This is a genomic window from Herpetosiphon gulosus (genome assembly GCF_039545135.1).
GTDB classification, from domain to species: Bacteria; Chloroflexota; Chloroflexia; order Chloroflexales; family Herpetosiphonaceae; genus Herpetosiphon; species Herpetosiphon gulosus.
Genome location: NZ_BAABRU010000012.1, coordinates 135,721 through 149,138 on the forward strand (window position 1 = coordinate 135,721; position 13,418 = coordinate 149,138).

Here is a 13,418-nt window from a genome sequence, read left to right on the forward strand (position 1 = left end):
CATTAGACAAGCCGTTTTTGGCCCCAAATCAGCACATGCATTTGGGGTAGCACGCGCACATTGAACGGTCGCCATTCAGGCAATTGAGCTCGTTCGGCCAGCCATTCGAGGGCATGAGCATAATCGCGCTCAGCCCAGCGACCTTCTGGCTGCCAAATAATTGGCAATTGGGCCTCGGCAAAATCCTGATGTTCGCTGACAAATTGGTGCAATTGGGCTAAATCGCTTTCGCCAGTGATCACAAATTTCCATTGTTGTTGGCTGGCGGGCAATTGCATAAATTGGCGCAATGGTTCGAGCCGCAACATGCCCGTGTTGGCTCCAGCCAATTTTGGCGATAAGCTCCAGAGGTTGATCAATTCAACCAGTTCTGGGCGAAAGAGGGTGCTATTGGTTTCAACTGTGAGATGATGGCCTGCTGCACGTAGAGTTTGGGCCAAAGCTGGCAATTCGCGCTGCAACATTGGCTCGCCGCCAGTTAATACGACATGGCGTGCGCCTTGGTCGGCGATGCGTTGCGCGAGGGTCGCAATCGGCAAATCTTCCCATTTACCGCCCTCTTTGACGCTCCATGAATATTTGGTATCACACCAGCTACAGCGCAAATTGCAGGCAAAAAAGCGCACGAATGTGGTTGGAACGCCCATCAATGTGCCTTCGCCTTGCACCGAGCGATAAACTTCCATCACATTCATGGCTGGTCCTCACGTTCGGCACGGCTAATTTCAACATAGCCACTGGCGGTTTCCCACAGCCGAATGCGCCATAGTAAGGCGGCAAATTCCGGCGCTTGCTGTTCAAGCTGATCCCACATCCAATGGGCGATATTTTCGGCGGTGCTGGGCACACTCAAAAAATCGTTAAGATTATAGTGATCAACGCGGGCAATAATAATTTCGTTGACCAACTGCTTAATTTGTTCTAAATCAATCACCATGCCATCATCGCTTTGGCCACGGGCAGGCTGAATCGGCCCACGCACGCTGACCTCTAATAAATAGGAATGGCCATGTAACCGCGCACATTTGCCGCGATGATTAGGGAGTTGATGGGCTGCTTCGAAGCGAAATTGTTTGGTAAGAATCGCGTACATATCATCTACTAGGTGTTTAAGTGGCAAAAAAAGCGCCAACGGTTGACGCACATGGCTATTGTACCATGGGGATGGGGCAAGTAGAACATAGAGCAAAGAACATAGAACATATGGCTACAGGCTTTGGGCTATTGGTTATCGGAACAATGATTGGTATCTCATACAATCTTTCAGCCTATAGTCAATGCCCATTCGTGCCCTTTGTGCTCTTCGTGTCCTTTGTGGTTACAAAACGCTCTTTGTCGTTTCAGAAATACTACGCTCTCTGATCCCTAATTCCTAGCCCCTGACCCCTCATCTCCAAATTTGACAAGGCAGGGCTTTCGTGGTAATCTAATGCGGCTGTCGTGACTGAGAGCCAATGAACTTGACGGGGCGTGGCGCAGCCCGGTAGCGCACTTGAATGGGGTTCAAGAGGTCCCGCGTTCGAATCGCGGCGCCCCGACCAGTTAACAACATCAATAAGCCGAAGTGGCGGAATGGCAGACGCGATGGTCTCAAAAACCATTGAGGGCAACCTCATGTGGGTTCGACTCCCACCTTCGGCACCAAATTGATCAACTGTGTATAATGTACACAGTTGATTTTTTTTGTTCATGAGGTTGTTATTTTGCGCAAATTTGGTGTATTGTTGGTGATGCTCTTCGGGCTTGTTAGCCCTGCCCCTGCCGCTCCCGATGTGCCAGCGGTTCAGCCTAGCACAATCACGCCTTGGGGTATCAATGGCTACCTCACTAAAAACGAGCGCGTTGCCACTGGCGATAATGTAGCACTTCTAGCTCAAACTATGGCCACGGCCAACGCCGATTGGTCGCTTGAAGAGTTGCCATGGGCCGAAATTGAGCCAAACAATGGCACGTTTCGCACCACCTACGATAGCCGCATCAAAACCGTCGCCGATGCCAACCTTGGGATTATTGGCATGCTGCTGACGACCCCAGCTTGGGCACGCGAATCCTCGTGTGCTGGCAATAACAACTACTGGTGTCCACCCAGCGATCCTGCCCAATATGCCGAATTTGCCGCTTGGATGGTCGAGCGCTACGATGGCGATGGAGTCAGCGATGCGCCAGGTTCGCCACGGATTGCCGCTTGGCAAATTTGGAACGAGCCAAATTTTGTCGCCACCTGGAGTTCAATCAACAATAACGAAGCCTTGCGCCGCCGTCGGTATGGCGAAATCTTGGTTGCCGCCTATAACGCGATCAAACAAGCTGATCCTACGGCAATTGTGGTGGCTGGCGGGGTGTATGTGTTCGATGGCTTTAGCGATGGCTTCGATTTTCTCAATGGCACAAATGGGGTGTTTCGCCAAATACCCGCAGCCAAAACCAGCTTCGATGTACTAGGGATTCACCCCTATATGCCAACGATTGCCCCCGATGCGATTGGTACATTTTCGAGCGTCACGCTCGAAGGGCGTTTGCTCAACACCCGTAATTGGCTCACCAACGATATTGGCCGCCCTAGCGCCCCAATTTGGATCACCGAGATTGGTTGGTGTACCAGCCCTGGCTCGGCCAGTTGCCCAGTAGTGAGCGCCGAAAATCAAGCCCGCTACTTAATTCGCAGCTTTGTGATTGCCCAACAATTGGGCGTGCAACACATTAATTGGTTGCAACTTGAAGATGCTTTCGATGGTTCACACCCATTTAGTGGCTCAGAAATGGTCGGCAATCTCTCAAATAATAGCTATGCTACCAAATCAGCCTATACTGCTTTTCAAACCATGGCGGGCTTACTTGAAAACGCCACGCCGCTTGGCATTCGATCGGGAGTGCATACCCACAATTATGTTGCCAATAGCAATAATACTGGTGGTGTGTATGCCTATCGTTATAGCCGTGGCAACACTGAAATTGATGTCCTTTGGACTCCTGGGGCTAACACCACAATTCAGTTTCCACTAACTGCTGGTAAGCAGTGGATTTTTCGCACCCGTAATAATCAATCGTTTACCCCAACGATTAATGGTACAACCGCTAGCATTGTGCTAACCAACGATCCAATTTTTATTGTGCAGAAAATTCCGGTCAGTTTGAATGTGCAAAATTCGGTGAGTTTATTGGCCGAGGTTGGTGGCGGTGAGGCACGGGCTGATATTCCTTTGAGCAATGGCGGCAGCGAAAATGCGCTCACTTGGAATATTAGTAATGCTTCGGCAGGTTTAACGGTTACGCCCAGCAGTGGTAGCGTGGTTGACACAGCCAATTTGACGATCAAGGCACAAATTGGTAGCCTAAGTGCCGGAACCTATAATTATCAGTTTACGGTTAATGGCGATGGTGTTGCTTCACGCACCGTTCAAGTAAGCCTGCGGGTGGTTGATCAGCTTCAGCCCATCTATTTGCCGCTAACTAGAAAATAGCATTATGCCCGTAGAGTATTGTATTCAAACCAGCCCCTTTGGGCGTTTGCTGCTGGCGGCTACGTCCGAGGGGTTGTTGTTGGCCAGTTTTGCCGATGATGATAGTGAGTTATTGGCTGAATTAACCGAAGCCTACCCCGATCGGCTGTTGCTCTATCGCTCAAATGCGTTGCTCGACCAAGCGTTTGCCCAATATCAAGCCTATTTTTCGGGCCAACGCCAACAATTTGAGTTACCAATTGCCTGGCATGGCTCGGCTCAGCAGCAAGCAATTTGGCAACAAATAAGCCTCATTCCCTTTGGTCAGCAATGGTCATATCAACAGCTTGCCCAAACGTTGTCAGCGCCGTATCAAGCCGCTCATGCAATCAATCAAGCCTTGCGCCATAATCCTTTAGCATTAATTATTCCCTGTCATCGTTTATCCAATTCGCCGCAAGGGCTTGGCTACTACCGCTGGGGGCGGGTTCGGCAACAACAACTCTGTGATCGTGAAGCTAGTCCGGTTATCGCCACCTATTCAATGGAGATGATGTCATGATTGTTGGACGCTTGCCTGATGTGCCACTCGATGCCGATTTGCCAATAAGCGCGAGCCTGATCTCTCAAGGATTAGAACATTATCAAGCAGTGGCCCGCTGGATCGCGACGCTGCCTTTTGGGCGCAATACCAACCCACTCGATTGGCGCTTGGTCTTGAGCGAAAAACGTGGTACCAGCAGCACCAAACATGCCTTCTTGGCCGAGTTAGCCCGCGAATTAGCCTTACCAATTAATTTATATTTTGGCATTTATCTGATGGATGGCAAGAATACACCAGGTGTAGGCGAAACCCTTGCTTCAAATAATTTACCCTCGATTCCCGAGGCCCATTGTTTTTTACGCTATGGCCGTTGGAATATCGATGTAACGCGCTCGCCAAAGGCTGAGCCAATTTTGCAATTTTTTGAAGAGCAACAGATTACACCTGTACAAATTGGCGATTTCAAACGAACTGTTCATCGTAATTTCCTCTTGAAATGGGCCACCAGCCAAGGGCTAAGCCTGACCAAAGCATGGGCGATTCGCGAGGCCTGTATGGCTGCGTTGAGCCAATGAGCGCCTGCTTGCCGCCAAATTTTGCTTGGCCCCAAACTAGCCAGCAATTTGGTGGGTTAAGTATCGCTGTGCCTCAACCAAGCCCCGGTCAGATGCTGCAATTGGTCGAGCATTTATATTCTAGCGCCAGCAACTTGCAACAAATCCCTATCGCCACGATTGTGGCAGCGATCGATCGGGCGGCGCAACAATGGCTTGCGCCAGATTATCCGCCACGTTTGCAATTGCTCGATCAATTACCCCAAATTAATGGCTATAGCCCGGCAATGCTGAACGAAGTGCTTGATCGCATGCTGGCCGATTGGCGTGCTCCACAAATTTGGCAACGCTTGAATGAACAATTTGGCGACCCATTGTTGCTTGATGGCTGGCGGCCAATGGTGATTGGCGAGAGTCGTGTATTTGGCCCGCGCCTGACTTGGCATATTTGCGCTGGTAATGTGCCTGGGGTTGCGATTCAAAGCTTAATCGATGGCTTGCTGGTCAAGTCGCCAAGCTTGGTTAAAGTAGCGCGTGGCGAGCCATTGTGGGCGGCGGCTTTTGCTACTAGCTTAATTCAACAACTACCTGCATTGGCAGAGAGCATTGCAGTGCTCTGGTGGAGTGGCGGCGATCAGGCGCTCGAAGCCCCAATTTTGGCTAATACCGAGGCGATTATTGCCAATGCCAGCGATGCAGCGATTGCGGCTGTGCGTCAACGTAGCCCTGCTCATATTCGTTGGCTGGATTATGGCTCGCGCTATTCGTTGGCCTATGTTAGCCAAACCATGTTGGCTGCCCCTAATTTGGCTGAAATTGCCAGCAAACTGGCGTATGATGGCGTGATGCTTGAGCAGCAAGGCTGTGTCTCGCCCCAAGCAATTGTGGTTGAAGCGCCAACGGCTGAGCAATTAAGCCAATTTGGGCTAGCCCTGAACCAAGCATTGGCCGACTTGAGCCAGCGTTATCCTGCAAGTAGCTCAATTCTGGCTGCTACGCGGCGTAGTGCTGATGACTATGAATGGCAAGCCCTGAGTGGTCAGCCAATCCAACTGTTGAGCCAGCCTGATCAGCCATGGCTAGTGGTGGTTGATCAACGTGAGGCTTTGCCCACAGTGGCTGGGCGTTTAATCAAACTTGTGCCAGTGGCCGATCTGGCTGAGCTGGCCCAACGATTAAAACCATTGCATCAACATCTGCAAAGTGTTACGCTGGTATGTAGTGCTGCACAGCGTCATGAGTTGGCTGAGGCGCTGGCGGCAATCGGCGTTTTGCGTATCTGCCAAGCGGGGCAACAAGCGTTTCCCCAAGCGGCTTGGCATCACGATGGGCGTGATCCCTTGCGCAGTTTGGTACGCTGGGTCGATCTCGAACGCTCAGCCAATCCTCACGTATAATTAGACTATAAGCGCATTCGACAGATTTTGGAGGAATCAACGTGGATTTCAAGCTCTCGGACGATCAGGAATTTATGCGTAAAGCGGCTCGCGAATTTGCCGAAGGTGAAATTCGGGCAACAGTTGCTGAGCGTGATGAGCATAAAATTTGGCCGACTGACATTGTGCAAAAGATGGGCCAATTGGGCTTTATGGGTGTCGCAATCGATGAAGCCTATGGCGGGGCAGGCCTCGATTACGTTTCATATGCGATTATGATCGAAGAGCTTTCGCGGGTTGATGCCTCGGTTGGGGTGATTGCCTCGGTCAATAATTCGTTGGTGTGTGCTGGGATTGAAAAATTTGGCACTGAAGCACAAAAACGCGATATTCTTGCGCCCTTGGCCAGCGGCCAAAAACTCGGAGCCTTCTCGCTTTCCGAGCCTGGGGCTGGCTCGGATGCGGCGGCTCAGAAAACCCGTGCGGTTGAAGATGGCGATTACTACATCATTACGGGCACCAAAAACTGGGTTACCAATGGCTCAAAAGCCGACACAATTTTGTTGATGACCATGACTGCTCCAGAAAAAGGAGTCAAAGGGATCACCGCATTTTTAATTGATACCCATGAGCCAGGCGTTTCAATTCTCAAGGTCGAAGATAAATTGGGCATTCGTTCGGCTCAATCAGCTCAAATGTCGTATGATGGCTATCGAGTGCACAAAAGCCGCATGCTGGGCCAACCTGGCGAAGGCTTCAAAATTGCCATGACGATCTTGAATGGTGGCCGGATTGGGATCGCCTCGCAGGCCTTGGGGATTGCCCAAGGCGCCTATGAAGCGGCCTTGGATTATGCCAAAGTCCGCGAACAATTTGGCCAATCGATTATCAATTTTCAAGCGGTGGGCTTTACCCTAGCTGATATGGCCACGCGGATCAAAGCAGCCCGTATGTTGACCTATCATGCGGCATGGCTCAAAGATCAGGGCGAGAATTATATTGCAGCGGCGGCGATGGCCAAAGTCTATGCCTCGGAAACTGCCATGTGGACAGCCACCAAAGCCGTGCAAATCTTCGGCTCAAACGGCTACTCCAAGGAATATCCGGTTGAACGCTACTTCCGTGATGCCAAGATTACCGAAATTTACGAAGGCACGAGCGAAATTCAGCGCTTGGTGATTTCACGCGAGATTGCCAAATAACATACTGCTTAATCAGCCAGCATCGTTGGTGCTGGTTGATTATTTAACCACTCTTTAATCATTAGTAAGCTTGATCTGCTTGCAAAGCTGTGATAGACAGTTGATCGATCGTGTATAATAGCCGCGAACCTCACCATAAAACGGGGGCACGCTTGCCTCACGAGCTCCCAATATTGTTTCGGAGGACGTATTTTTATGCGCCAAAACTCAGCTCTGGGCATGATTATTGCCGTCGTTGTTCTCATAGCAGCACTTGCTGGCGGTTATGTGTATCTAACCAATCAGCAAAAAAACCAACCAGGTGGTGACCCTTCATTACTTGAGCCAACCCCCATGCCGATTCCAAATGTGCAAATTTTGGAAGCAGCGACCGACATCGAAGCCAACAAATTGATTACTGGCGGCGATCTTGAGCAATATTTCAATGCCCTCGAAGTGCCCCCTAGCGATGTTACCCCCGACGATGTACTCTATACGGAATTTTACAGCGTGGTTCAAGGGAAGGTAACCACAACCGATATTCGTGGTGGCGAGCGAATTAAAAAATCGACCTTCCGTAACGCTGGGATTGCCGAAAAATTACCAATTCCAGTCTCAGGTGAAGAATCGCTCAAAGCCTATAATATGTTTGTCAGTGATATTGGTGGGATTGTCGCCGAAGGCAATAACATTGATATTCTTGGCAGCTATAGCCTTGAACAGCCATATTTGCGCTTTACAGGGATTGATCGTGATGGTGTGGTGACGCTAGTTGATGAAAAATATTTAGATATCAGCACCCATGTCTTAGCCCAAAATGTTCCGGTTTTGAAAGTTGTGGCTCCGCCATTAGTTTCGCCTGATGGTCAACAAATTGGGAGTGCCCCAGCCGCTGCGCAACCAACAATCGAAGTTGTGGTTGATGGTTCGCCTGTTGTGGCTCAACCTACGCCAGAGCCTGTCTTTAATGAAGGCTCACAATGGCAAATTGTGGTTGCCTTAACTGCCCAACAAGCTGAGCTTTTGGAATATACAAAAGCTAAAACTGGTAGTAAACTAAATATAGTCGTGCGGCGTGCTGATGATCAAGATGATCAAATTGCAACAACTGGGGTTACCATGGATCTGTTGATGCGCTTATATGGTGTACCACAAGTCTATGCTCAACCCAACATGATTGTGAAACTGTTGGATGCTCCTGCACCACCACAGCCACCACAACAACCAGCGGTTGTAATTCCATTCCCATTACCCAACGCACCACAACAACAACCATTGCCAACAGCAGTGCCAACTCAAACGCCTTAATACAACCAAGGAGAATTGCATGGCTGAGTCCGATAAAATTCGCGTACTAATTGTTGACGATATTGCAGATACTCGTGATAACCTCGAGAAACTCTTGTTTTTTGAGAAGGATATGCAAGTTGTCGGCAAAGCAGCAACGGGGCGCGAGGCCGTGACGCAGGCCAAGCAAATTCAACCCGATGTTGTCTTGATGGACATTAACATGCCCGATATGGATGGCATTGCAGCAACTGAGGCGATCATGGCGCAGGTGCCGAATACGCAAGTCATTATGATGAGCGTCCAAGGTGAAACCGATTACCTGCGTCGTGCAATGTTGGCTGGTGCTCGTCAGTTTCTCACTAAACCAGTTGGTGGCGATGAACTCGCCAGTAGCATCCGCGAAGTCTATCGCTTGCAGCAAACCCAACGCCGCTTTGTGGTAGCGGCCCAACAGGTCGAAGAACATGATCAATCAACCGGCCAAATTATTGCTGTGTATAGCCCCAAGGGTGGCACTGGCAAGAGTGCAATTGCCTCAAATTTAGCAGTTGCCTTAAAATTATTGCCTGGTAATCGTAAAGTTTGTTTGGTCGATGCTAGCTTATTGTTTGGCGATATTGCGGTGATGTTCAACATCAATAGCTCCAAAACGATCAATGATCTCACTTCGCGGATCGATGATCTTGATAAGGAATTATTGAATGATGTGATGACCACCCACGCCTCACAAATCAAGGTGTTGCTGGCTCCAGCCAACCCGCAAATGGGTGAACTGGTTACGGCTGATCATGTGCGGACAGTGCTTGAGGCCCTGCGGCGTGAGTATGATTATGTGGTAGTTGATACCCAATCATCGTTCCAAGATCAAACCATGGCTGTGCTTGATGCCGCCCATCGAATTGTCTTGCTGATGACGATGGAACTCTCATCGATTAAGAATATTCGCCAGTTTTTGGAAGTGGCCGAGTTGCTTGGCTACAACGATGAGAAACTGGTGTTGGTCTTGAACAAAGCCGATGCTAAATTTGGCATTCGGGTCGATCAAGTCGAGGCCAATATTCAACATAAGGTTGCGGCGCAAATTGGCAATGCCCCATTTGAAATGGTCAATGCGATTAACCGTGGCGTACCTTTGATTATCGATCAGCCTCGCCATCAAATCTCAATCGATGTGGCCAACTTGGCCTATCTGATTTCAGGAACTACCCGCACTAGCCGCGAAGGCGCACGCCCACAGCAACCCAAAAAAGAAGAACCGAAGGGTCTCTTCGCTCGATTGACCAAACGTTAGACGCATGGAGGGTGGCTTATGTCGCTCCTAAAGCGTATTGCAGGAAATACGTCCCCATCCTCGGCTTCCGAATCACCAGCAGCAGCACAACCAAGTGCTGCTGCCACACGCCCTGATGGAGCTATTCCGCGCTCTGCTGCAGTTTCTTCCCAAGATCGCCTACTTGATGTGCGACATCGTGTTCAGCGTCGTTTGACTGAAGAAGTTCGCGATGTCAATAGCACCAATGAAACCAAAATCCGCCAAACCGTCGAAGATCTCTTGAGCGCCGTACTCGACAGCGAAAATATCGTGTTAAGTCGGGTCGAACGCCAACAATTGGTCGAATCGTTGATGTCGGATATCGTTGGGCTTGGGCCGCTTGATTCGCTCCTCAAAGACGATAGCATTTCGGAAATCATGGTCAATGGGCCAAACAAGATCTATATCGAACAACGAGGCAAGCTGACGCTTTCAGGCACCACCTTCATCGACGATGAACACGCGATGCGGGTGTTGTATCGGATTGTGGCTCCACTTGGCCGACGGGTCGATGAAAGCTCGCCCATGGTCGATGCTCGTCTCAAAGATGGCTCGCGGGTTAATGCGGTTATTCGACCGATTTCCTTGATTGGTCCAGTCATCACAATTCGTAAATTCTCCAAAAAGCCACTTGGCCCCGATGATCTTGTTCGGTTTGGCGCAATTAGCCGCGAAATGATGGATTTTCTTTCGGCAAGTGTTCGCGCCCGGATCAATGTGGTGGTGTCTGGTGGTACTGGTTCAGGTAAAACGACCTTATTGAACGTGCTTTCATCGTTTATTCCTGAAGATGAGCGTTTGATTACGGTTGAAAACGCTGCCGAACTTCAACTTCAGCAGGATCACGTGATTTCGCTCGAATCGCGGACTGCCAATATCGAAGGCAAGGGCGAAATTTCAATCAACGATTTGATTATCAACTGTCTGCGGATGCGGCCTGAGCGAATCATCGTGGGCGAATGTCGTGGTGGCGAAACGTTGGCTATGTTGCAAGCAATGAATACTGGTCACGAAGGTTCGATGACCACACTCCACGCCAATACACCGCGTGACGCAATTGCGCGGATCGAAACGATGTGTTTAATGTCAGGGATGGATTTGCCGCTCAAGGCTATTCGTGAACAAGTCGCCTCGGCCATCGAATTGATTGTGCAACAAGCGCGACTCAAAGATGGTTCACGGCGGGTTATGGCCATTTCAGAAGTTACTGGGATGGAAGGCGATCTTGTGGTACTCCAGGATATTTTTGTCTTTGAACAAACAGGCCTCGATGAACGTGGTAAGATTGTGGGGTCACTCCGCCCAACTGGCGTTCGACCACGCTTCCTTGATCGTTTTGAAGCCTTGAATATTTACCTGCCACCGAACGTCTTTGGCAATAGTTCAGAGCGCTTTTACTAACGGCTTTACTCGCTAGAAAGGAACTAGTGCCATGGAAAATTTACCACCATGGACAATTCCCTTAATCATTGCCTTAGCGCTCTTTGGCGCTGGAGCGGTGATCTTTCGCAAATTGAGGGAAACTAAGTCCAATTCGGTTGATGGTCGCCTCGCTACGTTTGCCGAACGTAGTCGCAACCAAACCGAAAGTAACGAACGTGGCATGAGCGCTTTGGCCAGTCGGGTTGATTCAATGGTCAACCGCGGCCAAAAAGGCTCAGATTTGGCCCGCGATCTCGCCCAAGCTGACCTTAAACTTACCGTAACCGAATTTATTATGATGAAATTTGGTTCGGTTATTTTATTTGCCTTGTTTGGGGTGTTCCTTGGCCGGGCCAACTTCTTGGCAGTTGTGGCCTGTGGGGTGGTTGGGGCAATTATCGGCTTTATCGTTCCCGATAAAGTTGTGAGCTTTAAGCAAGCTTCACGCTTGAAGGCATTCAACAACCAATTAGGCGATACGGTTGGTTTGTTGGCCAACTCGCTACGCTCTGGTTATAGCTTATTACAATCGATGGATTTGGTATCACGCGAAGCGCCACCACCGATTTCAGTCGAGTTTCGCCGCGTGGTTCAAGAGGTTGGTTTGGGGCTTTCGCTTGAAGATGGGATGAATAATCTGTTGCGGCGAGTACCAAGCGATGACCTTGATTTGATGGTTTCGGCGATTAATATTCAGGCTGAAGTTGGCGGCAACTTGGCTGAGATTCTTGATACGATTGCCCACACCATTCGGGAACGGGTACGGATCAAAGGTCAAATTCGGGTGCTTACCTCACAAGCTCGCTATTCGGGTTATGTGGTTACGCTCCTGCCAATTGCAATTGCGATAATTATTACTTTGCTCAACCCTGAGTATATGGCCCCACTGATGAGCTTTGGGCTGCCCCCAGAGAATTGGTGCTGTATGCCAGTCTGTAGCGCAATGATGATGATTGCGGGCTTCTTCGCAATCAAGAGCATTGTTAATATTGAAGTCTAAAGGGAGCTTACTATGCCCTTACTGATAGGATTAGTTGTACTGGTTATTGTTTTTGGGATTGGGTTTATGGTGCTCAACCAGCGCCGTCAAACTGATACCGTCTCTAATCGGTTGGCCCAATTCACCGAACGCTCCATGAATCTTGAGGATCTGGAGTTGCAGTTACCGTTTATGCAACGGGTTGTCACGCCAATTCTGAACAATGTGTTTGTGAAGCTTGGGCAATCGGCTAAAGGTAACGATAAACTGCGCACCAATTTAATGCTTGCTGGTAATCCTGGTAATTTAACCCCAGCCATGTTTACTGGGATGCGGATTTTTATCGCGCTGGCACTGTTTGGTGTGATTTTCTTGGTATGTATGTTGGCCAAGGTTGAAACCGCTAGTACGCTGCAATGGTCGGGGATTGGCGGCGGTTTAGGCTTCTTATTGCCAGCTATGTGGCTTGGTCGCCAAATTAAGAAGCGCCAAAAAGTGATTCTTAAAGCCCTGCCAGATGCGCTCGATTTGCTCTCCATCAGTGTTACCGCAGGTTTGGGCTTCGATGCTGCCTTACAACGGGTGGCTGAAAAGTGGGATAACGAGTTGTGCCGTGAGTTCCGACGGGCACTCTCCGATATTCGCTTAGGCACTCAACGCCACGAGGCTTTTCGCGCCATGACTGTGCGAACTGGGGTTGAAGACTTAACCTCATTTGTTTCGGCAGTTATTCAAGCCGACCAACTTGGGGTGAGCATGGGTAAAATGCTCAAAATTCAATCCGACCAATTGCGTTTGCGCCGCCGCCAACGTGCTGAAGAAGAAGCCCAAAAAGCACCAATCAAGATGCTTTTCCCGTTGGTGTTCTTGATCTTCCCTTCGATGTTCGTGGTTATCTTGGGGCCAGCCGTGCCACGCTTGCTTGGTGGCGGTCTCTAGTGTCGCAACACGCTATTCGCAATTTAACTCGCAATAGCAACTTGGTTGAATACGCTGAGTTTGCTAATAGCTTTTTGAGCCGTGGCATGGGCCTGATGGGGCGTAAGCATTTGCCCGCCAATACAGGCTTAATCCTCTATCCCAATAATAATATTCATATGTTCTTTATGCGCTTTGCGATCGATGTGATCTTTGTTGATCGTCAACATCAGGTGGTGGGGCTGCGCGAGAACTTCAAGCCCTGGCGGCCATTTGCTGGGGCGGCCAAGGCCCGTTACACCCTCGAATTGCCAGTTGGGGTTATTCAACAATCCCAAACCCAACTCGGCGATCAATTAGCAGTTGTTCCTGCTATTTTCTAAGGCATAGCCCTAGCAAAAC

13 protein-coding genes and 2 tRNA genes are annotated in these 13,418 nt (G+C 49.7%); 13 read left to right on the forward strand and 2 right to left on the reverse strand.

The genetic code is table 11. From position 1 onward, the window contains the following. Window positions 1–2: 2 nt before the first annotated feature. Together ABEB26_RS17025 and queD are read right to left on the reverse strand one after the other, a co-directional pair. Window positions 3–695 (reverse strand): 7-carboxy-7-deazaguanine synthase QueE, encoded by a 693-nt coding sequence (locus tag ABEB26_RS17025; RefSeq protein WP_345723240.1) that lies wholly within the window; start codon window positions 693–695, stop codon window positions 3–5. Continuing rightward, a complete protein-coding gene (gene queD, locus ABEB26_RS17030; RefSeq protein ID WP_345723241.1) occupies window positions 692–1,093 on the reverse strand; it encodes a 6-carboxytetrahydropterin synthase QueD in 402 nt (133 codons plus the stop codon). Before queD ends, ABEB26_RS17025 begins: the two co-directional genes overlap by 4 nt. Window positions 1,094–1,464: 371 nt before the next feature. Between queD and ABEB26_RS17035 the strand changes: the two genes are divergently transcribed. From ABEB26_RS17035 to ABEB26_RS17095, 13 genes are all read left to right on the forward strand, one after another. Continuing rightward, window positions 1,465–1,541: transfer RNA gene (locus ABEB26_RS17035), tRNA-Pro, on the forward strand. A 17-nt stretch (window positions 1,542–1,558) separates the two neighbouring features. Beyond that, window positions 1,559–1,644 (forward strand) — tRNA-Leu (locus tag ABEB26_RS17040). 59 nt (window positions 1,645–1,703) lie between these two features. Then, the gene (locus ABEB26_RS17045; protein WP_345723242.1) at window positions 1,704–3,461 is read left to right on the forward strand and encodes a hypothetical protein; all 1,758 of its coding nucleotides are present in this window, start codon (window positions 1,704–1,706) and stop codon (window positions 3,459–3,461) included. Window positions 3,462–3,465: 4 nt separating this feature from the next. Next, window positions 3,466–4,002, forward strand: coding sequence for a methylated-DNA--[protein]-cysteine S-methyltransferase (locus ABEB26_RS17050; protein WP_345723243.1), 537 nt, complete (start codon window positions 3,466–3,468; stop codon window positions 4,000–4,002). Next, on the forward strand, window positions 3,999–4,559 hold the full coding sequence (locus ABEB26_RS17055) for a hypothetical protein (protein ID WP_345723244.1): 561 nt from the start codon (window positions 3,999–4,001) through the stop codon (window positions 4,557–4,559). The genes ABEB26_RS17050 and ABEB26_RS17055 overlap by 4 nt, the downstream gene beginning before the upstream one ends. After that, entirely contained in the window at window positions 4,517–5,935 is a 1,419-nt protein-coding gene (locus ABEB26_RS17060) for an acyl-CoA reductase (RefSeq protein WP_345723245.1), read from the forward strand. Before ABEB26_RS17055 ends, ABEB26_RS17060 begins: the two co-directional genes overlap by 43 nt. Before the next feature lie 41 nt (window positions 5,936–5,976). Next, complete coding sequence (locus tag ABEB26_RS17065; protein ID WP_345723246.1) at window positions 5,977–7,116, forward strand: acyl-CoA dehydrogenase family protein; 1,140 nt, start codon at window positions 5,977–5,979, stop codon at window positions 7,114–7,116. Window positions 7,117–7,311: 195 nt separating this feature from the next. Further along, complete coding sequence (locus ABEB26_RS17070) at window positions 7,312–8,403, forward strand: CpaB family protein (protein WP_345723247.1); 1,092 nt, start codon at window positions 7,312–7,314, stop codon at window positions 8,401–8,403. A gap of 19 nt (window positions 8,404–8,422) precedes the next feature. Continuing rightward, window positions 8,423–9,676 carry a CpaE/TadZ family protein gene (locus ABEB26_RS17075; protein ID WP_345723248.1) on the forward strand — a complete coding sequence of 418 codons (1,254 nt, stop codon included), beginning with the start codon at window positions 8,423–8,425 and terminating at the stop codon, window positions 9,674–9,676. A gap of 18 nt (window positions 9,677–9,694) precedes the next feature. Beyond that, window positions 9,695–11,098: a TadA family conjugal transfer-associated ATPase gene (locus tag ABEB26_RS17080; protein ID WP_345723249.1), complete on the forward strand. Its 1,404-nt coding sequence runs from the start codon at window positions 9,695–9,697 to the stop codon at window positions 11,096–11,098. Window positions 11,099–11,129: 31 nt separating this feature from the next. Continuing rightward, window positions 11,130–12,119: a type II secretion system F family protein gene (locus ABEB26_RS17085; RefSeq protein ID WP_345723250.1), complete on the forward strand. Its 990-nt coding sequence runs from the start codon at window positions 11,130–11,132 to the stop codon at window positions 12,117–12,119. 12 nt (window positions 12,120–12,131) lie between these two features. Then, window positions 12,132–13,037 (forward strand): type II secretion system F family protein, encoded by a 906-nt coding sequence (locus ABEB26_RS17090; RefSeq protein ID WP_345723251.1) that lies wholly within the window; start codon window positions 12,132–12,134, stop codon window positions 13,035–13,037. Then, complete coding sequence (locus ABEB26_RS17095) at window positions 13,037–13,399, forward strand: DUF192 domain-containing protein (RefSeq protein ID WP_345723252.1); 363 nt, start codon at window positions 13,037–13,039, stop codon at window positions 13,397–13,399. The genes ABEB26_RS17090 and ABEB26_RS17095 overlap by 1 nt, the downstream gene beginning before the upstream one ends. Window positions 13,400–13,418: the final 19 nt, after the last annotated feature.